This window comes from Bacillus sp. VA13, from assembly GCF_055710085.1.
Genome location: NZ_JBVQPP010000002.1, coordinates 538579 through 559719, shown reverse-complemented (window position 1 = coordinate 559719; position 21141 = coordinate 538579). Strand labels below are relative to the sequence as shown.

Genomic DNA, 21141 nt, shown 5'->3' with positions numbered 1-21141 from the left:
AACGAGAGGTATTGATATGGAAGAACGAACACACCGCAGAAAGAAAAAGAGAAGACTTAGAAAATGGGTGAAAATCGTTGCCGGTTTGATGGCTTTTCTAATCATTGCGGCAGGATCTGTCGGCACCTATGCTTATGTAAAACTTAACAATGCTTCTAAAGAAGCTCACGTTAGCCTTGCACGCGGAGAACAATCAGTAAAACGGATTAAAGAATTTGATCCCGGAAAAGATTCTTTCTCTGTATTGCTCTTAGGAATTGATGCCAGAGAGGAAAACGGCGAAACTGTCGATCAGGCAAGAAGTGACGCAAATGTGCTGGTTACATTTAACCGGAAAGAAAAAACAGCTAAAATGCTGAGCATTCCGCGTGATGCCTATGTAAACATACCAGGCCACGGCTATGATAAGTTTACACATGCTCATGCCTACGGCGGCGTTGACCTTACTGTGAAAACAGTTGAGGAAATGCTCGATATTCCCGTCGATTATGTCGTTGAAAGCAATTTCACAGCTTTTGAAGACGTCGTAAACCAGCTGAATGGCGTAAAAGTAACGGTAAAAAGCGATAAAGTCATTCAGCAAATCAAAAAAGATACAAAAGGTAAAGTGGTTCTTCAAAAGGGAACACATACGCTTGATGGAGAAGAAGCACTCGCTTACGTAAGAACACGCAAAGCGGACAGTGACCTTTTGCGGGGACAAAGACAAATGGAAGTGCTGAGCGCCATTTTGGAAAAATCAAAATCACTGAGCTCAATCCCTGCTTATGATGATATTGTGGATACGATGGGGAAAAATCTGAAAATGAACTTATCTCTTAAAGATGCCATCGGCTTGTTCCCGTTCCTCACTTCATTGAAATCAGTTGATTCTATTCAGCTGACGGGTTATGATTATGAACCTTCCGGCGTTTATTATTTAAAATTGAATCAGCAAAAACTGCAGGAAGTGAAAGAAGAGCTGCAAAACGATTTAGGTGTATAATGAAAGGGATGGCGATTTACGCCATCCCTTTTTACATATTTTCTTGTTGAAAATAATCAAAGTAACGTTTAGCCTTGGTTTATATGGATTATGTTTCACAGAAAAGCTGAACATACTACACGAAGCAGCTTCATTTTTAAGGAGGTTCCCCCTATATATGAAATTAATTGCGATTGATTTAGACGGTACATTACTGAATAAAGAGAGCGTCATTTCTGCTGAAAACAGAGCGGCGATCAAGCGGGCCGTTGATGCCGGCATCCTCGTCACCATTTGCACGGGAAGAGCGACATTTGATGTAAAAGCGCTGCTGGAAGACTTGGATATCCCTATTATTGCGGCAAATGGCGGTACGGTTCATGACAAAGGCTACCGCCTGATCAGCCGGACATTAATGGATCAGGAGGCCGGTAAAGCGATCGCTGATTACTTACTGTCAAAAAACATTTACTTTGAGGTATATACAGATGACCATCTGCTTTCTCCTTTTGACGGCGAAGATAAGCTGCATGCGGAGCTTGATATTCTAAAGAGCGCAAATCCAAACGAGAAGACGGATGAACTGTGGCAAGGAGCCATGACTCAGTTCAAGCAGTTTGGCATTAAACCGATCCCTCATATCGAATCGGTTTTTGACGGCAGTGAAAACATTTATAAGCTTCTTTGCTTCTCCTTTGATATGGACAAGCTGAGACAAGCGAAAGAAGAGCTGAAGCATCATAAAAAACTGGCGCAAACCTCTTCTGGAAAACACATTATCGAAATCCTGCCGGCCTCTTCAGGAAAAGGACGCGCGCTGACAGAGCTGGCTGAAATATACGGAATTGGAACACAGGATATCTATGCGATCGGCGACAGTCCGAACGATTTGTCCATGTTTGAAGTCGCCGGACACCGTATCGCCATGGAAAATGCGATCGATGAATTAAAAGAAAAAAGCACCTTTGTCACAAAAAGCAATGACGAACATGGTGTGGCCTACTTTATAGACCAGCTTCTTTCCGGCCAATATGCATAAAGAAAAGACTCCAGAGATTGGAGTCTTCAAATTGTTGAAGTCTAGGAAAGGCGAGCATTGGAGCGGAGCGAATGTTCTAATTCGTGAGCACCAACGCACAGGCTTGACAACGAATGCGAGGGTTTGCCAACACACTGAAGACTCCAGAGTTTCTGGAGTCTTTGTCTTTTATTGCACCCGTATACTTCCCGCATATTTATCTTTCCAATATGTGCTCGTGTTCATATTGGTGATGGTCACACCGTTTGATAATGTGACATGAACAACTTGTCCATTTCCGATATAGATGGCCGGATTTAGGCTTGTTGATTGGAAGAACACAATGTCTCCCGGTTTCAGGTCCGCCTTCTCAATCTTAGTTCCGGCTTTGAACTGGCTTGTTGCGTACCGAGGCAGGGAAATACCAGCTGCTTTCTGATATACATACTGGACAAATCCAGCTGTATCAAATCCTGTCTCTGGAGACACTCCGCCCTGTTTGTAAGGGACTTCTCCGATATAAAGTGTTGCCTCAGACACAATCGGATTTTCTTTCGGGATTGTCAGGTTGTCAAATCGGCGAATGCCTGTCATCTTCGATTTCCAGTAATCCTCTGACAAGTAAGAAATGGTTACTTTTTCTGACCGGCTTGCCTGAATAAACCTTCCTCCGCCTGCATAAATCCCTGCATGTGAAATTCCCGATTTATACGTATTGCTGAAATAGACAACATCACCAGGCTTTATGTTCTGAGGCGCCACCTTCTCACCCACTGCCCACTGCTGTTCGGCTGATCGCGGCAGATAAATGTCGAGTGCCTGTTGAAACACATATTGCACAAGCCCTGAGCAATCAAATCCCTCTGACGGTGCGCTTCCGCCAAACACATATGGAATGCCGATATACTTTTCGGCCTCCTGAACGACAGGAACATCAGCGGTTGCCGGATCGACTGCGATTCGTCTCGCCCCAATATAAGACCCGCTCCAATAGCTGCTTTTTGCGTAATTGGTAATGATAACCCCTTTTGATTGCGTACTGTGAATCATTTGGCCGTCTCCGATGTAAAGTGCGTCATGTGTCGGAGTTGTCCCGCTGCTTCCCTCTTTCTTGAAAAACAAAATATCGCCCGGCTTCAGGTCTTCGGGCTTTATGGCCGTTCCGACTTTATACTGGTCGTTCACAGATCTCGGCAGATGAATATCAGCCTTACTGAAAACATATTGAATCAATCCCGAAGGATCGAATCCCTCTTTCGGTGTTTCACCGCCGTATTTATACTGATACCCAAGCAGTTTTTTTGCTTCGCTGACGATCAATTCAGATGATGTATCAGCCTCCGCAATCTCCGCTTTTGTCATAATTGGAACCAAAAAACAAATGATAACCGCCACAAGCAAAAACTTCTTCCAGTTTGCCAGTGTCTTCACTTTTATTATCTCCTCCTCTATTTGCAGTTTTAACATCGGTATTTTTTTGAATATGTTAAGAGCCTTTTTGATATTTTTACAGAATGAATGTGCTGGGCAAATAAAAAGAGAATGTCTCATCAGACACTCTCTTTTTGAATTATTTATTAGCGTTTGCCGGTTCTTCCTGCTGTTGGATTTTATGCATTTCCGTATCAATCTTCTGCTTTTCCTGATCTGTCAGCTGATCATTGAATTTAAAAGCTGACATAAACATGAACACGATAGCTACGGCAACAAACGGCCAGATGGCTTTGACAAATTTCATCTTTATCACTCCGATTATTTAGATTTTAGTTTGTCGCTATGATCAACATCAAACGTCAGTTTTCCGTCTTCTACTTTCCATGCGAAGTTAGAATCTTTCGTGAGTTCGCGAATAATCGTTTTATGTTTAAGGCTTCCTTTTTTCACCGGTGCAGGCGTCGCTTCGTGGATGTCAATCGGCGTCACTTCAAAGCGGCCTATTCCGTTTTTCTTCAGGTGATACTGAACCAGTGCACTGTCTCTCGTTCTTGTCCAGCCTTGGTCAAAGACAAAGTTACCGAGGCTGTAGAAAATGACGGTTCCGTTATATACTTCAATCGGTTCTAAGACGTGCGGGTGATGGCCGACAATGATATCAGCACCAGCATCAGACATGGCTCTTGCAAGTTGACGCTGACGGTCGTTTGGATCATTGTCATATTCTTGTCCCCAGTGTGACTGCACAACGACGATGTCCGCATGTTTTTTCGCCTCTGAAATCATAGGGATGAAGATTTCAGGATCTGCAGGCAGAACGCCCGGCGTATTCTTTTTAGCCGCGAAACCTTTTCCAGACACATCGGTAAAGCCGAGCGTCGCGATGGTTACCCCATTGACTTCCTGGTACGAAATATTCTTTTTCGCATCACTTAAGCTGTATCCTGCTCCAACGATATCAAGGTTTTGCTTCGCAAACTCTCCAAGAGTATCTTTCATGCCTTGAACGCCGTAATCCATTGCGTGGTTGTTTGCGCTGTTGAGAACCGTGAAGTTCATATCCTTCAAGACTTTCACTGATTCCTTATTCGTCTGCAGATGAATCTCTTTATCTGCTTGTTTATAATTCTTTTGATAGGTTACCGGGTTTTCAAAGTTTCCGGCTACATAATCAGAGGCTTTAAAGATCGGTTCAACATACTGAAAAATACTGTCTGCCCCTTTTTGCTCCGTTACTTTTTCAACATAACGCCCCATCATAATATCTCCGACAAATGAGGCTGAGAGAACGTCGTCAGAATACGTTTTGACCTTCGGTGTTTCTGCTTTTCCCGCCCACATAAAAGCGAACATGAGGACAAAAACGATCGGAATGGCAATAAATACGTGCTTATTGGTTTTCTTTTTTTGCTGTTTTGTCAGCTTCAGCAGCTTTTCATGAAAGCTCAGTTCTTTTTTCATCGTTTGACACACCTTACATTAAATTAAGTAGTAAACAAACATGATAGCAAAGGTCGCTCCGCTCAATAGCAGCGTGCTTCCGAACGTAATGGTTAAACCTTGTTTCTGAATGGTATTGGCAATTAAACCTGGCACGATGATGCCGATTCCTCGAAATTCTGCGATTTCAAATGGTACAATCGGGTATAGAAAATCAAACGCGATTTTCAGGACGATCCCTGTGATCAGCATGGCCGCGAATTTTCTGCGTCCGTACAAAATCATAAATTTGGATAAACCGTATTTCACAATGACATAAGTGAGCAAGCTCACTAGCAAAACGAGTAAAATAAAGACCGGCTGATTAAACACAAGTCCTAAATATCCCGGTACAACCAGTCCTGCCGGCACGATCCCTGTTTTTTCTGCAAAAATCAAACTAAGTAGTACACCTAAAATTAGTGCGATGTATAAATCTGATCCGAACATGTCTGCATTTCCTCCTAGCTTACGAGCTGCTTAACCTTGTATTCGTGGATTTTTTCAATTAAAGGCTCTGCGGCACCATGAATATTGCCGACGCCATATATGACACGATTGTGCATTCTTTTCTTTAACAATTCCATAATTTCTTCTGTTGACTTGTACTCTAGATCATGCAGTTTGTCTGCAGGAATTTTGCCTTCTTCATAGGCTTTTACGATCGGTTCTGTTGTTTCACCGATTAAGATCAGTTCACTTGCTTCAATATAAGGCAATACGTCATTTGCGAATTGCTGTGTCCGATCCACACGGTCTGCGCGGCAGTTCATGATGATGATTGGATCATCGGTCGGGTAACCGATTTCTTTTACACGTTTCCATATATTCAAAGTAGAAGAAGCGTCGTTTGCGGCAAACCCATTAACAAAGTGCCCAGGCTCGCTCGGACTGATCAGCGGAAGAATTCTCATTGCTCCCGGATCTGGCGGCGCATTCAGCATTCCTTTAAACGCTGTTTCTTCATCAATGCCGAGTGCTTGAGCCACACCCAGTGCGAGAGAAGCGTTATCAGGGAATACCATATATTCAAATTTACGAAGATATTCATCAGTAATTTTCGAGTTATCAGCAATGATGACTTTTGTGTTTCGCTCTTTGGCTTTTTGTTTAAAGAACTCAGTATATTCACTATCAGTAATGACAAGATGGCCATTATAAGGAATAGTAGCCGTAAACGCTTCTGCAATTTCATCAAGCGTCGGCCCCATAACATCCATATGGTCTTCTAAAACGTTAACAATAACACCGATATTGGCTTGCAGAAGTTCTTCCTGAAAGATGATTTGATAATCCGGATTAACAGCCATGCATTCACTGACGATAGCGTTAGCTCCTCTTTCTACTGTTTCTTTCATCACTTCTTTTTGCTCTCCGATATTCGGCCCTTGAGGTTTCCGTTTAATCGGCTTTTCCTCCGGTGTGTCCCAGTAGATCATTCTTGCATCTGTCCCTGTTGTTTTTCCAACAGTTTTGTAACCGGCTTCTATTAATATTCCGGTTGTCAGCCTTGTCACAGTCGATTTTCCTCGGATGCCGTTAATATTCACTCGCACAGGGAGGGCATCAATGTTTTTCTGATGTCGTCGTTTTTCTAATATTCCGATGACCAGTATGACAGCACAGGCTATAATGAGTAACCACATTGCTTTTCGACATCTCCTTCTATATTGTTGTAAATTCATTCATCAGTATATAGAATCACTATGAATTCTCAATCGGCATTATGTAACATAATCTTCCCTAATCCACTAAGCCAAACTTCTCTTTTGAAAGAGATTTTGTACCTACAAACTGTTTTCTATTTTTGGAAAACAGCAGGACTTACACCTCATCTCTTTTTTTAAAAAGCAAAAGGAATGCGCTTACATTTCTCCCCTGATATCCTTCTGGACGTATAGTCACACCTTGGTGTTTGCATTTAATATGCATTTCAAATCAATCTTTTTCACAGCCCGTGATATCAAGCTTTTCCTGCTACCATGCGTGTTTCCGGTTCTTATGAACACAAAATATTTTTTCCTGTTTCTTAAGAACAAGGTCATAATGTCATCCTTTCTGCATGGAAGTGGAAAAATTAGTCCCATTCCAAAATGACTAATGGGGCTATCTATGAAAACGCTAAACATACGGGTCCGAATTCTCTAACATAATTAAACATTTTCTGGGCTGATAGTCTTTTCCGTTTCTCCTCATTTACAGGTCTAAACGCATGACTTTGAAACAATTTTAATAAAACTTAATATTTGTTCAAGAAATCTTCATCCAGAAATGTGAAGACTTTGTCAAAAAAAGAGTGAAAACCTTAAATTTCTCAATTATATATACAATTTACAATAGATTTCTTTCGATATTTTTATTGCCAACTTCGGATTGCTCATGATAATCTATCTATGTAAACGGTTACATAAACAAGGAGGAGCTGTTTTGGCTACAATTAAAGATGTCGCCGGAGCGGCGGGCGTTTCAGTTGCGACGGTTTCCCGCGTCCTGAATGACAACGGCTATGTACACGAAGAAACGCGAACGCGTGTCATAGCGGCGATGGAGAAGCTGAACTATTACCCGAATGAAGTCGCCAGATCTCTTTATAAGAGAGAATCCCGGCTGATCGGGCTTTTGCTCCCGGATATCACAAACCCTTTCTTCCCCCAGCTTGCCCGCGGTGCGGAGGATGAATTGAACCGGGAAGGCTATCGCCTTATTTTTGGCAACAGTGACGAGGAATTAAAAAAAGAACTTGAGTACCTTCAAACCTTTAAGCAAAATCATGTCGCAGGCATTATTGCCGCAACGAATTACCCGGATCTTGAGGAATACAGCGGCATGAATCACCCAGTCGTTTTTCTGGACAGAACACCTGAAGGCGCTCCTTCTGTATCCAGTGACGGCTATACAGGAGGAAAATTAGCCGCCGAAGCCATCATTTACGGAAAAAGCCGGCTCATCACGCTCTTGAGAGGCCCCGCTCACCTGCCGACCGCTCAAGACCGCTTTAACGGCGCTTTGGAGATCTTACAGCAGGCTGAAGCTGATTTTCAGGTCATCGAGACGGCTTCATTTTCTTTTGAGGATGCGCAATCGATGGCGAAGGAGCTGTTTGCCGCTTATCCGGAGACAGACGGTGTGATAGCGAGTAATGATATTCAAGCCGCTGCAGTTTTACATGAAGCATTGCGGCTCGGAAGAAACGTGCCGGAGGACATTCAAATTATCGGCTATGATGACATTCCGCAAAGTGAGCTGCTGTTCCCTCCCCTGTCTACAATTAAACAGCCCGCATATGACATGGGCAAAGAAGCGGCCAAACTGCTTTTGCGTATCATCAAAAAACAGCCGCTGACAGAAACGGCGATTCAAATGCCTGTCACCTATATAAGAAGAAAGACGACAAGAAAGGAAGATTATGATGCGTAATATTTGTGTGATTGGAAGCTGTTCGATGGATTTAGTGGTCACCTCGGACAAACGCCCAAAGGCCGGAGAAACGGTACTTGGCACGTCGTTTCAGACGGTGCCGGGCGGTAAAGGAGCAAATCAGGCCGTTGCTGCTGCCAGACTTGGCGCCCACGTGTTTATGGTCGGCAAGGTCGGAGATGATCATTATGGAACAGCCATTTTGGATAATTTAAAAGCAAACGGCGTGCGCACCGACTATATGGAACCGGTTACACATAAAAAAAGCGGAACCGCCCACATTGTGCTTGCTGAAGGTGATAACAGTATCGTCGTTGTCAAAGGTGCGAACGATGATGTCACTCCATCATATGCGATAGACGCGCTTGATCAGATCGAAAAGGTCGATATGGTCCTGATTCAGCAGGAAATTCCGGAAGAAACGGTTGATGAGTTGTGCAGATACTGCCATTCTCACGATATTCCGATCATGCTCAACCCGGCACCGTCCCGCCCGCTGAAACAAGAAACAATTGATCATGCCACCTATCTCACGCCAAATGAACACGAGGCGTCGATCTTATTCCCTGGTCTTACCGTTTCTGAAGCCTTGGCGCTTTATCCAGCGAAGCTCTTTATTACGGAAGGAAAACAAGGCGTCCGCTATTCAGTCGGCAACAAAGAGCGCCTCATCCCGTCCTTCCCCGTAGAGCCCGTTGATACAACCGGAGCCGGTGATACGTTTAACGCAGCCTTAGCCGTGGCTCTGGCTGAGGGGAAAGACATTGAAGCCGCATTGCGGTTTGCCAATCGTGCTGCTTCCCTTTCTGTCTGTTCCTTCGGCGCTCAAGGCGGAATGCCGACTAGAAAAGAAGTAGAGGAGCTGCTGTCATGAAAAAACACGGTATACTGAACAGCCATCTTGCCAAGCTTTTAGCCGACCTTGGCCACACTGATAAAATTGTCATCGCAGATGCAGGGCTGCCGGTTCCAGACGGCGTTTTGAAAATTGATCTTTCACTGAAGCCGGGTCTTCCGGCTTTCCAAGATACAGCGGCAGTGGTCGCGGACGAGATGGTCGTCGAAAAAGTCATTGCTGCAGCTGAAATAAAAGTATCTAATCAAGAGAATGCGAGATTTCTAGAGAACCTTTTTTCTGAACAGGAGATAGAATACCTTTCTCACGAGGAGTTTAAGCTGCTGACAAAAGAAGCAAAAGCCATTATAAGAACAGGTGAATTCACACCGTATGCCAACTGCATCCTGCAGGCGGGTGTGCTTTTCTAGAAAGGAGGATGGGACATGCAGATTGACATGAAAGACATTCATAAAGCATTCGGAAAAAACCAAGTGCTGTCAGGCGTTTCCTTTCAGCTCATGCCTGGCGAGGTTCACGCATTAATGGGAGAAAACGGCGCCGGCAAGTCCACGCTTATGAACATCCTGACAGGCCTGCATAAATCGGATAAAGGGCAAATCCGCATAAACGGAAACGAAACGTGCTTTTCCAATCCGAAAGAAGCAGAACAGCATGGAATAGCCTTTATCCATCAGGAATTGAATATCTGGCCGGAAATGACCGTTCTTGAGAATCTATTTATCGGGAAAGAGATATCCTCCAAGCTGGGCGTTTTACAAACAAGAAAAATGAAAGCGCTAGCAAAAGAGCAATTTAACAAACTGTCTGTCTCTCTTTCTCTTGAGCAAGAAGCCGGCGAGTGTTCCGTCGGGCAGCAGCAAATGATTGAAATTGCAAAAGCGCTCATGACAAATGCTGAGGTGATCATTATGGATGAGCCTACCGCTGCTTTGACGGAACGGGAAATCAGCAAGCTCTTTGAGGTCATTACAGCGTTAAAAAAGAACGGCGTATCCATTGTATACATTTCTCATCGTATGGAAGAAATCTTTGCGATTTGCGACAGAATCACCATCATGCGTGACGGAAAAACGGTAGATACAACAAACATCTCAGAAACCAATTTTGATGAAGTTGTCAAAAAAATGGTCGGACGCGAGCTGACTGAACGATATCCGAAACGCACTCCTTCTCTCGGCGACAAAATATTCGAGGTGAAAAACGCCTCCGTCAAAGGACGTTTTGAAGATGTCAGCTTTTCCATTCGTTCCGGTGAAATCGTCGGTGTCTCCGGATTGATGGGAGCCGGCCGGACAGAAATCATGAGAGCGCTGTTCGGCGTTGACAGGCTGGACTCGGGTGAGATATGGATCGCTGGAAAAAAGACAGCCATTAAGAACCCGCAGGATGCGGTGAAAAAAGGGCTCGGCTTTATTACAGAGAACCGCAAAGATGAAGGGCTGCTGCTCGACACCTCGATTCGCGAGAATATTGCGCTGCCCAATCTGTCCAGTTTTTCTCCAAAGGGCCTCATTGATCACAAGCGGGAAGCTGAATTTGTCGATCTTTTAATTAAACGCCTGACCATCAAAACGGCATCGCCGGAAACGCACGCACGCCATTTATCAGGAGGCAACCAGCAAAAAGTGGTGATTGCCAAGTGGATCGGAATCGGACCAAAAGTGCTTATCTTGGATGAGCCAACCAGAGGTGTGGATGTTGGCGCGAAACGGGAGATTTATTCGCTGATGAATGAGCTGACTGAGCGCGGTGTCGCCATCATTATGGTGTCATCAGAGCTTCCGGAAATTCTCGGGATGAGCGATCGCATTATCGTTGTCCATGAAGGCAGAATCAGCGGAGAAATCGATGCGCAGGAAGCAACTCAAGAACGAATTATGACACTTGCCACAGGAGGGCGGTAATATGAAAACGGAACAACTGCAAACAGAACAAAAACGGATTCACTTTGACGGAGTCATGCAAAAACTCGGCCCGTTTCTCGGTTTATTTATTCTCGTTATCATTGTATCTATTTTAAATCCCAGCTTTCTTGAACCGCTGAATATTTTAAACCTGCTTCGCCAGGTCGCCATTAACGGATTAATCGCGTTCGGCATGACCTTTGTGATTTTAACAGGCGGCATTGATCTTTCTGTCGGCGCTATTCTTGCTCTGTCCAGCGCTTTAGTTGCGGGGATGATTGTATCTGGTGTCGATCCGGTTCTCGCGATCATCCTCGGCTGTATCATTGGTGCCGTACTCGGGATGATCAACGGACTATTGATCACAAAAGGAAAAATGGCGCCCTTTATCGCTACGCTTGCGACCATGACTGTATTTCGCGGACTGACGCTTGTGTATACAGACGGAAATCCGATTACCGGACTTGGCACAAACTACGCGTTTCAGCTGTTCGGACGCGGTTACTTTTTAGGCATTCCTGTACCGGCGATTACGATGGTTCTTGCCTTTGTCATCCTTTGGGTGCTTCTTCATAAAACACCGTTCGGCCGCCGAACGTACGCAATCGGAGGCAATGAAAAAGCCGCGCTCATTTCAGGCATTAAAGTGACGCGCGTAAAAGTGATGATCTATTCTTTAGCCGGGCTTTTATCCGCTCTTGCAGGCGCGATATTGACTTCCCGCCTGCATTCAGCCCAGCCGACTGCCGGGGAATCGTACGAACTGGATGCTATCGCGGCGGTCGTCTTAGGCGGAACAAGTCTTTCCGGCGGCCGCGGTCGCATTATCGGTACGTTAATCGGGGTGCTGATCATCGGCACACTGAATAACGGGCTCAACCTGCTTGGCGTCTCATCGTTTTATCAGCTGGTTGTCAAAGGGATTGTCATCTTAATTGCGGTATTATTAGACCGCAAGAAGTCAGCATAGGAGGGTTTTTTACATGAAAAAGGCTGTATCCGTCATTTTAACGTTATCATTGTTTTTATTAACTGCCTGTTCGCTTGAGCCCCCCCAATGGGCAAAGCCGACAAATTCGGGTAACAAAAAGGAATTCACCATCGGCTTGTCCGTCTCAACGCTTAATAATCCCTTTTTTGTCTCATTAAAAAAGGGCATCGAAAAAGAAGCTAAAAAACGGGGAATGAAAGTCATCATTGTCGATGCACAAAATGATGCATCGAAACAGACGAGTGATGTGGAAGACTTAATTCAGCAAGGTGTCGATGCATTGTTAATCAACCCGACTGATTCTTCGGCGATCTCAACGGCAGTAGAATCTGCAAACACAGTCGGTGTACCCGTCGTAACAATCGATCGTTCCGCCGAACAAGGTAAAGTTGAAACCCTAGTTGCTTCCGATAATGTAAAAGGCGGCGAAATGGCCGCAGAATTCATTGCTGACAAACTTGGAAAAGGAGCAAAGGTGGCAGAGCTCGAAGGCGTGCCCGGCGCATCTGCCACACGGGAACGGGGCTCAGGATTTCATAACATCGCAGATCAAGAGCTCGACGTTGTCACAAAGCAATCAGCCGACTTTGACCGCACCAAAGGCCTGACTGTCATGGAAAACCTGTTGCAAGGACATCCGGATATCCAAGCTGTTTTTGCTCACAATGATGAAATGGCGCTCGGTGCTCTTGAGGCAATTAACAGCACGGGAAAAGATATTTTAGTGATTGGTTTTGACGGCAATAAAGATGCGCTCGCTTCCATTAAAGACGGAAAGCTCTCAGCCACCGTCGCTCAGCAGCCTGAATTGATCGGTAAACTGGCTACAGAAGCAGCAGACGATATTTTGCACGGAAAAAAAGTGAAAAAAACAATATCTGCGCCTCTCAAACTAGAAACAAAAAAATAATTGCCACGGATCAGATTTTTATCTGATCCTTTTTAATGTTTAGGAATCTGTGAAAACGTGAATAGGGATATAGAGTGAATTATTTCTCTTACGTGAGGAGAGGAACGAAATGAACAAAACAACAAAAATACTATCAACTTTAGCACTTGCAGCTGGGATGACTGCGGCTTCTGCAGGGGGCGCAAGCACGATCCATGCACAACAGCCAGAAACAACGGTAAGCATTGATGATTTATACAGTTATCCGATTGATTCTTATTTGGTGTCAGCAGAGGCGCTAAATGTCAGAACGAAGGCTTCCGCATCAAGTCAGAAAGCCGATACGCTGTACTTGGGCGACAGCTTAAAACTGATTTCCTTCTCAAACGCTGACTGGGCAAAGGTTCATTATAAAAACGGCAAAACAGGCTTTGTCTCCACTCATTACATTGTAAAAGCAGCTACAACAGTAAAAACCAAAACAAAAACGAAAGTATATACATCCGCTGAAGGAAAAAGCATCAAGACTCTACCAGCAGACACAAGCGTTTCTTTTTTAGGCTGGAGTAAAACGAAAAAAGGCGGTTTTGATTTTGATTGGGTATTCGTTGATTACGGCGGTGCGACAGGCTATATGAAAACAAAGGACTTACACCTGACAAAATAACTGAGAGGGATTCCGTATTTATGCGGAATCCCTTTTATTATGAATTGATTTGTCACATTCTCTAGATATTTCTCAGGAAATATTGTCGTATGCTGTGTCGAAACCTTACATGATCATCGACATTTTTGTTCACGCTAAAAGTGGAGGTGTAAATATGGATCAATTTGAAGCAGCATATGAATCGTATAAAGCCCGGCAAACAACTGCCGATCAGGAAGATGTTCCATCTGGAAAAGAAGAAATTATTGCGGTCAGGAGAAATGAGGAAGACAATATTATCGCAGTAAAAACGAACACAGGAAGAGAGCTCGACTATCCCACTGCGCTGTCAGAAGCAAAAGCGGGAAAACTCGCTCATGTTGATGTCTTCCATAAATACGGGCGTGACATTTTGCGAAGTGAACCGGACGGCTTAAAGGAAAATAACCTGTCTGAGCTTCCGGACTTTTAATTATAAAAAAGCCCTGCCGCATGCCGGACAGGGCTTTCTTTTAAGCGAAAGGCTTCTGGATGTATTCAGCTAAACGTTTTGCACTGAGAGAAATATCCTCTGCAGTTGCATAATTCACGCCGTAGAATACATATGGGGGCAGGTATTTCATGCCGATCAGATTGCTCGTGGCCTGAAATGGTTTCAAAAGCTCACTGATTGAGTAATGATTTGCTCCGCCTGCTTGATATTTTTCTGCTTCGCTCCCTGTTGATACAGCCAGCATCAGCTCCTTGCCATGCAAGGCGTTTCCTTGTGAACCAAAGGCCCAGCCGAAAGTCAGCACAAGATCCTGCCATTTTTTTAAGAGCGGCGGAGAGCTGTACCAATAAAACGGAAATTGGAAGACAATCCGGTCGTATTGCTCGCACAGTTGCTGTTCCTTCGCAACATCTATCGCTTCATCCGGGTACTCCTTATAAAGCTCCCGTACTGTGATATTGTCATGATGACTCAATTCCTCTGCCCATGCCTTATTCACAACTGAGGTTTCCATATGAGGATGAACTGCCAAAACCAATATTTTCATCAGACCACACCTTTACCCTTTTGACGTTATTTTATCTAAAATCAGGAAAAGAGCCAAATAAAAAGAAAGCCCTTCACAAAGGGGCTTTCTTTTTTTCTTTATTCAGGGCTTCCTTCAGTTGTTTCAATATCTTTAGCAAAGTCAGGGTTATCCAGATTCGCATTAAAGAAATCCGCTGTATTCGGAAGTCTGAGATTCATGTTCATTTTTTGAGAAATCGTAACCGTGCAATCCTCAAGCACATAGTCAAAAACGTGTCCGCCTGAATTGCGTCCTTCGTCAATGAAGTGCAGGTGATAGCCTGAAACGGCGATTCCGTTTGCATAAGCTGGTGTTAAGAAGCCTACGATCGTTCCTCTCACATTGTCGAAGTTGAAAATCGGCTGTGTTTTAACCGCTTCAACCATTGGCACGTAAGGTTTTTCTTGCAGTTCTACCGTTCTTGTCTGCACTTTTTTAAACAATCCGTCAATGCGGATAGCGTAAAATAAGTTTTTGCTTGGCAGAATGCTGTTGATCTCTTTTTCAAACTCTTCACGTGTCATTTTCGCATCAATTTTGTGCGTCATGTCCGGTGTAAAGAATGTAAATGAACAGAACGGAGAACGGTCCCCATTTTGGACCGGTGTCGCAGTTCCATCTGAACGGAGACGGTAAAACTCACCGTCAAACCCAATCAGCTCTCCGTCAAGCTTGTTAAAGGTTCCGATACCGAAGTCTCCGTATTTCGGGATCTCTGACAGTTCAAAATCCCCGTCATATACCCCGTCTAATAGAGAAGTCATTGTTGATACTTGATAAATCTGGCTCACAGGCTGATCTTTTTGCCCGCGGCTGAGCACTTGAATGTTGCTTTCGCGTTTCATAATTCCCTTCACTCCTTTTTGTTTAGTGCTGTTCATCAAACAGTGTCGTGATGCGCAGAGTGCTAGAGAGCTTTCGTTTTCATGAGTTTCCCGAATTCTTTCGGAAGCTTGTCACTTGCTAAATTAATGTTATCACTGTAGTCAACCGGGACATCAATGATAACAGGACCCTCAGTGTTCATACCTTGACGCAGAACATCTGCCAGCTGGTCTGGTGATTCAACGCGCAAGCCAGTTGCTCCGAAGCTTTCCGCATATTTCACGATATCGATATTTCCGAAATCGACCGCAGATGTACGGTTATATTTTTTCAATTGCTGGAATGCAACCATGTCATATGTGCTGTCGTTCCATACAATGTGAACAATTGGTGCTTTTAAGCGGACTGCTGTCTCTAATTCCATTGCTGAGAATAAGAAACCGCCGTCACCAGAGACTGAAACCACTTTTTCTCCCGGTTTCACCAATGAAGCGCCGATTGCCCAAGGAAGCGCAACGCCGAGTGTTTGCATACCGTTACTGATCATTAATGTTAACGGCTCGTAGCTGCGGAAATAACGTGACATCCAAATCGCGTGTGAACCGATATCGCAAGTCACTGTAACATGATCATCGACTGCGTTTCGCAATTCTTTTACGATTTCAAGAGGATGCACTCTGTCTGATTTCCAGTCTGCAGGCACCTGCTCACCCTCATGCATATATTGTTTTAAATCAGAAAGGATCTTCTGCTCACGTTCCGCAAAGTCTACTTTCACAGCATCGTGTTCGATATGATTGATCGTAGATGGAATATCACCGATCAATTCAAGCTCCGGCTGGTAAGCATGATCAATGTCAGCCAGAATCTCGTCTAAATGAATGATCGTCCGGTCTCCATTGACATTCCAAAATTTCGGATCGTATTCAATTGGGTCATAGCCGATTGTCAGAACAACATCAGCCTGCTCAAGCAGCAGATCGCCAGGCTGGTTACGGAATAAACCGATCCGGCCAAAATACTGATCCTCTAAATCTCTCGTAAGTGTACCGGCAGCTTGATATGTTTCAACGAATGGAAGCTGAACTTTTTTCAATAGCTTGCGAACTGCTTTAATCGCTTCCGGTCTTCCGCCCTTCATGCCGACTAAAACGACAGGAAGTTTCGCTGTTTGGATTTTTGCAATGGCCGCACTGATTGCGTCATCTGCTGCGGGACCAAGTTTTGGCGCTGCGACAGCACGTACGTTTTTTGTGTTTGTGACTTCATTCACAACATCTTGCGGAAAGCTCACAAAAGCGGCCCCAGCCTGCCCTGCTGACGCTATCCTAAATGCATTTGTAACAGCTTCCGGTATATTTTTTACATCTTGAACTTCTACACTGTATTTTGTAATCGGCTGGAATAGCGCCGCATTATCCAAAGATTGATGTGTCCGTTTTAAACGATCTGCACGGATCACGTTCCCAGCAAGCGCAACGACAGGGTCACCTTCAGTGTTTGCTGTCAGCAGTCCTGTTGCCAAGTTAGAAGCACCTGGTCCGGATGTGACTAACACGACTCCCGGTTTTCCAGTTAAACGGCCGACTGCTTGCGCCATAAATGCTGCATTTTGTTCATGCCGGGCAACGATAATTTCAGGCCCTTTATCTTGTAAAGCGTCAAATACTGCATCAATTTTTGCACCTGGAATGCCAAATACATGTGTGACACCTTGCTCCGCTAAGCAATCAACAACAAGCTCCGCCCCTCTTCTTTTCACAAGGGATTTTTGTTCTTTTGTTGCTTTTGTCAACACCCTCACTCCTTATTATGCATTTTAAACATAAAATTTTAAATATTTCTTGTGATACGTTTCACTATACACTCTTTGGAAATTGACCTCCAATATCGATTCGCCTTATGATTAATATGTATTACGAATTATTAACCTATGGAAAGGAATGCATATTGAATGGAGCTTCGCCATCTTCAATACTTTATCGCAGTAGCCGAAGAGCTTCATTTCGGAAAAGCTGCGCGGCGGCTGAACATGACACAGCCTCCTCTCAGCCAGCAGATCAAACAGCTGGAAGAAGAAGTCGGGGTGACGCTTCTGAAGAGGACAAAACGATTTGTCGAGCTTACGGCGGCTGGTGAAATCTTTTTAAATCACTGCCGATCAGCTTTGATGCAAATTGGTCAAGGAATTGAACTGGCCCAACGGACGGCTCGCGGCGAACATGGCCATCTCGTTATTGGTTTTGTCGGATCAGCTACATATGAATTTCTGCCGCCGATCATCCGGGAATACCGTAAAAAATTTCCTTCTGTGAAAATTGAACTGAAAGAAATCGCTTCTTATCGGCAGCAGGAGGAATTGCTCAAGGGAAATATCGATATCGGCATTCTCCATCCGCCGTTAGAGCATCCCGAGCTGCAAATTGAGACAACCCAGAGCAGTCCATGCATCCTCGCATTGCCGAAGCAGCATCCGCTTGCATTAAAAGAATCAATTGACATTACAGATTTGGAAAACGAACCGATCATTACCCTTTCCAAAGAAGCGTGGCCTACGCTATATACCGACTTTATTCAGCTCTGTGAAGACGCAGGTTTTGTGCCGAATATCGTTCAAGAAGCGACAGAATATCAAATGGTGATCGGGCTGGTGACAGCAGGCATCGGCATTACCATTGTCCCATCCTCTGCCAGACGGCTGTTTAACCTTGATGTCACGTATCGCAGCGTTGATCATTTTCAACTCAAAGCAGAATGGATCATCGCATATCGAAAAGACAGCCAAAACCCTGTACTGAGGCAATTTGTGGATATATCCAAATCGTTAAATGAACGGAAATAAAAAAAGGCGCTCCGTTCTCCGGAATCCGCCCGTTTATCGTCAGGATAAAAGATCAAGCTCACTTTTGAGGTAATCAGCTCTTTTTATAATATACTCGCAAATCACATCCGGCTCACGGTCAAAACGCTCAATATCATTCTTTTTATATGGGTCCATCAGGACAAACGGCCTAATCTGCTCATATATCGCCATTATTTTCGGTTTCATATATTCTATTGTAAAAAGAGATTGGAGCGTTTTCTCTAACAGTTGCTTGTAGGACTTGCGAAAATCGGGTTCATCCAAAATCCGGGCGGTTAGTGTATTAAATCCTTGAATTCTTACATAATCGGCAGCCATCCGCTCTCCATGGATATCCCTGCCCCAAGTCGCATCATAATCCCAAGGAATCACCTCAAATAATCCGGTTTCACTGCTTCTGTACAACGAGTAGTTGTGGACAAACCCGTCATAGTTTGAGGTGAATACAATGCCGGCGAGCCAGCGCAAATACTTATCGACATCCACATGCTTTGTCACTTCTGATTTAAACTGGGCTTTAGGGACAGTATTAATTTTAAAAATCATATCCTGTAAATAAAAATCGTCTTCCTCAGTCCCTGTCTTCTTTTCATATCCAAGCTCAAGCGACGTCTTCGTTTCCCTTTCCAAATCGCTCATCAGAGAGAAATTAGCATCATCATCAACCGCGTAAAAAACCGCCCCGTCCGCCAGCTTCCTTTTCGCTAAATAAAATTCATCGACGGATTCAAGTTCAAGATAAACCCCTTCATTCTTCCCATTCACTTTTAAAAACACAAACTCCGCCTTTGGAGACAGCGTCCCAAGCTCTGAGAAAAAATCCAGTGACAACTTGTTTCTCATCATGGAAGGATCTTTATATTCTGCATTCAGGTGAACCTCGCGGGCGCCGCGGAATGTTTTCGGCTGATAAAAGGAAATATGGTATGACTTCTTTTTGAAGTCTCTAATATGTGATCCCCGGTAAGCAATATCAATATCCAGCCTTTTTTGATTTACCTTCATGACAGCCGGCACCGGATCATCGTCCCATATATCTTTTTTTAATTCACGCAAATCTTTTGGATGAACAAACAGCTGATAAAGCGGCAAATTGGATTGATTCTTCATCCATATTCCCCCTCACAAATTTAGGCTTTTATTTTTGTGTGATCTCAGCGGAACACTTATACACTTTTTAAAACTGCGCGTACTATGTGGGTAGTAAGGATCTTCATCCTTAACATCATTTTCAAAAGGAGGATTTCAAATTGGGCCACTATTCCCATTCTGACATCAAAGAAGCGGTGAAATCCGCAAAAAAAGAAGGTTTAAAAGATTATTTATACCAAGAGCCTCATGGAAAAAAACGCAGCCATAAAAAGTCGCGCCGCTCTCACAAAAAATCTCGCAGCCATAAAAAATCATACTGCTCTCACAAAAAATCTCGCAGCCATAAAAAATCATACTGCTCTCACAAAAAATCTCGCAGCCACAAAAAATCATACTGCTCTCACAAAAAATCTCGCAGCTACAAAAAATCGTACTGCTCTCACAAAAAATCTCGCAGCTACAAAAAATCATATTGCTCTCACAAGAAATCTCGCAGCTACAAAAAATCATACTGTTCTCACAAAAAATCTCGCAGCTACAAAAAATCTTACCGTTCTTACAAAAAATCTCGCAGCTACAAAAAGTCATACTGTTCTCACAAGAAAAAATCTCGCAGCTATAAGAAATCATGCCGCACACACAAAAAATCATATTGCTCCCATAAGAAAAAATCCCATAAGAAATACTACAAAAAACCGCATCACCACCATTACTACAAAAAAGAGGATGATTATCACAGCAAAAAAGAATTCTGGAAAGACGGCAATTGCTGGGTAGTCAAAAAGAAATACAAATAATCTAAGATTTCATTTTCAATAGGCTGCCGGCGGACGTACGGAAGCCTATTTTTACATTTCCCCTGTATTAGATATATGTCATGACATAACATATGCAACCCACATCATTTGGTTTCCTTGAAACCATTTCGTTATAATCAAGGTATCCTACGATAAAGGCGGTTGTTGCTATGTACATATTTCAAGCGGATCAGCTTAGTGCCAAAGACACATACAAGCTATTGTCGGGTGCTGTCATCCCCCGTCCCATTGCATTTGTAACCACCCTTTCTTCAAGCGGAGCGGTAAATGCAGCGCCTTTCAGTTTTTATAACGTTGTCAGCTCAGATCCTCCGCTTCTCAGTGTTTCTGTTAACAGGGCTGGAGGACGCCAAAAAGATACAGCCCGAAACGCAGTGGAGAACGGAGAATTTGTCGTTCATGTCAGTGATGAAGCCATCATTGAAGACATCAATGAAACGGCGGCAAGCTTAGATCCGGACGAAAGCGAGCTCACACGCACCTCGCTTCATCCCGTCGAAAGCAAAGCTGTTTCAGTTCCCGGCATTAAAGAAGCACGCATCCGCTTTGAATGCACATTAGAGCGGCATATGACGTTCGACAATGATCAAGGCGTTACTACAGCAGATCTGCTTATCGGGAGAGTCGTCTGCTTCCACCTTGATGAAAAGGTGTATGATGCAGAAAAAGGCTATGTTTTGACAGATGAATTAAAGCCTGCTTCAAGATTGGCGGGAAATCACTATGCGAAGCTCGGCGAAGAATTTACACTGGTTCGTCCAAGCTAAACAGAAGGACTATTTAAATAGAAGAAACTAGTCAAAAAGACCTTGTAATCACAAAAAAGCAGGAAGAAAAATATAGTTAAAAAACACCCGGAGAAAACTCCGGGTGTTCTTTTA

22 protein-coding genes are annotated in these 21141 nt (G+C 43.9%); 13 read left to right on the top strand and 9 right to left on the bottom strand.

The window, feature by feature from the left end:
* Nucleotides 1-16: 16 nt before the first annotated feature.
* Nucleotides 17-985 carry a polyisoprenyl-teichoic acid--peptidoglycan teichoic acid transferase TagT gene (tagT, locus tag AC0C66_RS11035; protein ID WP_072181811.1) on the top strand — a complete coding sequence of 323 codons (969 nt, stop codon included), beginning with the start codon at nt 17-19 and terminating at the stop codon, nt 983-985.
* Nucleotides 986-1142: 157 nt separating this feature from the next.
* The gene (gene ywtE / locus AC0C66_RS11030; RefSeq protein WP_072181810.1) at nt 1143-2003 is read left to right on the top strand and encodes a 5-amino-6-(5-phospho-D-ribitylamino)uracil phosphatase YwtE; all 861 of its coding nucleotides are present in this window, start codon (nt 1143-1145) and stop codon (nt 2001-2003) included.
* Nucleotides 2004-2171: 168 nt separating this feature from the next.
* Here ywtE and pgdS read toward each other — a convergent pair whose 3' ends face one another.
* From pgdS to pgsB, 5 genes are all read right to left on the bottom strand, one after another.
* Nucleotides 2172-3413, bottom strand: coding sequence for a gamma-DL-glutamyl hydrolase (gene pgdS, locus AC0C66_RS11025; RefSeq protein WP_072181809.1), 1242 nt, complete (start codon nt 3411-3413; stop codon nt 2172-2174).
* A 139-nt stretch (nt 3414-3552) separates the two neighbouring features.
* The gene (edmS, locus tag AC0C66_RS11020; RefSeq protein ID WP_014115405.1) at nt 3553-3720 is read right to left on the bottom strand and encodes an extrachromosomal elements maintenance protein EdmS; all 168 of its coding nucleotides are present in this window, start codon (nt 3718-3720) and stop codon (nt 3553-3555) included.
* Between the two features lie 14 nt (nt 3721-3734).
* Nucleotides 3735-4877, bottom strand: coding sequence for a capsular polyglutamate synthetase PgsA (pgsA, locus tag AC0C66_RS11015; protein ID WP_087987262.1), 1143 nt, complete (start codon nt 4875-4877; stop codon nt 3735-3737).
* Nucleotides 4878-4895: 18 nt separating this feature from the next.
* A complete protein-coding gene (pgsC, locus tag AC0C66_RS11010) occupies nt 4896-5345 on the bottom strand; it encodes a poly-gamma-glutamate biosynthesis protein PgsC (protein ID WP_003227889.1) in 450 nt (149 codons plus the stop codon).
* Between the two features lie 14 nt (nt 5346-5359).
* Entirely contained in the window at nt 5360-6541 is a 1182-nt protein-coding gene (gene pgsB, locus AC0C66_RS11005) for a poly-gamma-glutamate synthase PgsB (RefSeq protein WP_003219593.1), read from the bottom strand.
* A gap of 781 nt (nt 6542-7322) precedes the next feature.
* Here pgsB and AC0C66_RS11000 point away from each other — a divergent pair.
* The 8 genes from AC0C66_RS11000 (at nt 7323) to AC0C66_RS10965 (ending at nt 14073) form a co-directional block, all read left to right on the top strand.
* Nucleotides 7323-8312 carry a LacI family DNA-binding transcriptional regulator gene (locus tag AC0C66_RS11000; RefSeq protein WP_014115407.1) on the top strand — a complete coding sequence of 330 codons (990 nt, stop codon included), beginning with the start codon at nt 7323-7325 and terminating at the stop codon, nt 8310-8312.
* A complete protein-coding gene (rbsK, locus tag AC0C66_RS10995) occupies nt 8305-9186 on the top strand; it encodes a ribokinase (RefSeq protein WP_072181808.1) in 882 nt (293 codons plus the stop codon). Before AC0C66_RS11000 ends, rbsK begins: the two co-directional genes overlap by 8 nt.
* Complete coding sequence (gene rbsD / locus AC0C66_RS10990; protein ID WP_014115409.1) at nt 9183-9578, top strand: D-ribose pyranase; 396 nt, start codon at nt 9183-9185, stop codon at nt 9576-9578. Before rbsK ends, rbsD begins: the two co-directional genes overlap by 4 nt.
* A gap of 15 nt (nt 9579-9593) precedes the next feature.
* The gene (gene rbsA / locus AC0C66_RS10985; protein ID WP_072181807.1) at nt 9594-11075 is read left to right on the top strand and encodes a ribose ABC transporter ATP-binding protein RbsA; all 1482 of its coding nucleotides are present in this window, start codon (nt 9594-9596) and stop codon (nt 11073-11075) included.
* Nucleotide 11076: 1 nt separating this feature from the next.
* Nucleotides 11077-12045, top strand: coding sequence for a ribose ABC transporter permease RbsC (rbsC, locus tag AC0C66_RS10980; RefSeq protein WP_014115411.1), 969 nt, complete (start codon nt 11077-11079; stop codon nt 12043-12045).
* Between the two features lie 13 nt (nt 12046-12058).
* A complete protein-coding gene (rbsB, locus tag AC0C66_RS10975; RefSeq protein WP_088679688.1) occupies nt 12059-12976 on the top strand; it encodes a ribose ABC transporter substrate-binding protein RbsB in 918 nt (305 codons plus the stop codon).
* Nucleotides 12977-13085: 109 nt separating this feature from the next.
* On the top strand, nt 13086-13622 hold the full coding sequence (locus AC0C66_RS10970) for an SH3 domain-containing protein (protein ID WP_072181805.1): 537 nt from the start codon (nt 13086-13088) through the stop codon (nt 13620-13622).
* 154 nt (nt 13623-13776) lie between these two features.
* Complete coding sequence (locus AC0C66_RS10965) at nt 13777-14073, top strand: DUF3892 domain-containing protein (protein WP_003219574.1); 297 nt, start codon at nt 13777-13779, stop codon at nt 14071-14073.
* Nucleotides 14074-14113: 40 nt separating this feature from the next.
* Here the strand turns inward: AC0C66_RS10965 and AC0C66_RS10960 are convergent, their stop codons facing one another.
* From AC0C66_RS10960 to alsS, 3 genes are all read right to left on the bottom strand, one after another.
* Nucleotides 14114-14641 (bottom strand): NAD(P)H-dependent oxidoreductase, encoded by a 528-nt coding sequence (locus AC0C66_RS10960; RefSeq protein ID WP_014115415.1) that lies wholly within the window; start codon nt 14639-14641, stop codon nt 14114-14116.
* Between the two features lie 98 nt (nt 14642-14739).
* A complete protein-coding gene (gene budA / locus AC0C66_RS10955; protein ID WP_003235587.1) occupies nt 14740-15507 on the bottom strand; it encodes an acetolactate decarboxylase in 768 nt (255 codons plus the stop codon).
* 62 nt (nt 15508-15569) lie between these two features.
* Nucleotides 15570-17282, bottom strand: coding sequence for an acetolactate synthase AlsS (gene alsS / locus AC0C66_RS10950; RefSeq protein WP_088679687.1), 1713 nt, complete (start codon nt 17280-17282; stop codon nt 15570-15572).
* A gap of 159 nt (nt 17283-17441) precedes the next feature.
* On the opposite strand from alsS, the gene alsR reads away from it, so the two are divergent.
* Nucleotides 17442-18329, top strand: a complete 888-nt coding sequence (gene alsR / locus AC0C66_RS10945) for an acetoin biosynthesis transcriptional regulator AlsR (protein WP_014115417.1) — start codon at nt 17442-17444, stop codon at nt 18327-18329.
* A gap of 39 nt (nt 18330-18368) precedes the next feature.
* Here alsR and cotH read toward each other — a convergent pair whose 3' ends face one another.
* Nucleotides 18369-19460 (bottom strand): spore coat protein CotH, encoded by a 1092-nt coding sequence (cotH, locus tag AC0C66_RS10940; protein WP_014115418.1) that lies wholly within the window; start codon nt 19458-19460, stop codon nt 18369-18371.
* Nucleotides 19461-19600: 140 nt separating this feature from the next.
* On the opposite strand from cotH, the gene cotG reads away from it, so the two are divergent.
* Together cotG and AC0C66_RS10930 are read left to right on the top strand one after the other, a co-directional pair.
* A complete protein-coding gene (gene cotG / locus AC0C66_RS10935) occupies nt 19601-20239 on the top strand; it encodes a spore coat protein CotG (RefSeq protein ID WP_461845765.1) in 639 nt (212 codons plus the stop codon).
* A 170-nt stretch (nt 20240-20409) separates the two neighbouring features.
* Complete coding sequence (locus AC0C66_RS10930; protein WP_014115420.1) at nt 20410-21027, top strand: flavin reductase family protein; 618 nt, start codon at nt 20410-20412, stop codon at nt 21025-21027.
* Nucleotides 21028-21141 lie beyond the last annotated feature (114 nt).

Coding starts and splice junctions, on each gene's coding strand:
- tagT (WP_072181811.1), top strand. CDS start 17: ATGGAAGAACGAACACACCGCAGAAAGAAAAAGAGAAGACTTAGAAAA.
- ywtE (WP_072181810.1), top strand. CDS start 1,143: ATGAAATTAATTGCGATTGATTTAGACGGTACATTACTGAATAAAGAG.
- edmS (WP_014115405.1), bottom strand. CDS start 3,720: ATGAAATTTGTCAAAGCCATCTGGCCGTTTGTTGCCGTAGCTATCGTG.
- pgsA (WP_087987262.1), bottom strand. CDS start 4,877: ATGAAAAAAGAACTGAGCTTTCATGAAAAGCTGCTGAAGCTGACAAAA.
- pgsC (WP_003227889.1), bottom strand. CDS start 5,345: ATGTTCGGATCAGATTTATACATCGCACTAATTTTAGGTGTACTACTT.
- pgsB (WP_003219593.1), bottom strand. CDS start 6,541: ATGTGGTTACTCATTATAGCCTGTGCTGTCATACTGGTCATCGGAATA.
- rbsK (WP_072181808.1), top strand. CDS start 8,305: ATGCGTAATATTTGTGTGATTGGAAGCTGTTCGATGGATTTAGTGGTC.
- rbsD (WP_014115409.1), top strand. CDS start 9,183: ATGAAAAAACACGGTATACTGAACAGCCATCTTGCCAAGCTTTTAGCC.
- rbsA (WP_072181807.1), top strand. CDS start 9,594: ATGCAGATTGACATGAAAGACATTCATAAAGCATTCGGAAAAAACCAA.
- rbsC (WP_014115411.1), top strand. CDS start 11,077: ATGAAAACGGAACAACTGCAAACAGAACAAAAACGGATTCACTTTGAC.
- rbsB (WP_088679688.1), top strand. CDS start 12,059: ATGAAAAAGGCTGTATCCGTCATTTTAACGTTATCATTGTTTTTATTA.
- AC0C66_RS10970 (WP_072181805.1), top strand. CDS start 13,086: ATGAACAAAACAACAAAAATACTATCAACTTTAGCACTTGCAGCTGGG.
- AC0C66_RS10965 (WP_003219574.1), top strand. CDS start 13,777: ATGGATCAATTTGAAGCAGCATATGAATCGTATAAAGCCCGGCAAACA.
- AC0C66_RS10960 (WP_014115415.1), bottom strand. CDS start 14,641: ATGAAAATATTGGTTTTGGCAGTTCATCCTCATATGGAAACCTCAGTT.
- budA (WP_003235587.1), bottom strand. CDS start 15,507: ATGAAACGCGAAAGCAACATTCAAGTGCTCAGCCGCGGGCAAAAAGAT.
- alsR (WP_014115417.1), top strand. CDS start 17,442: ATGGAGCTTCGCCATCTTCAATACTTTATCGCAGTAGCCGAAGAGCTT.
- cotH (WP_014115418.1), bottom strand. CDS start 19,460: ATGAAGAATCAATCCAATTTGCCGCTTTATCAGCTGTTTGTTCATCCA.
- AC0C66_RS10930 (WP_014115420.1), top strand. CDS start 20,410: ATGTACATATTTCAAGCGGATCAGCTTAGTGCCAAAGACACATACAAG.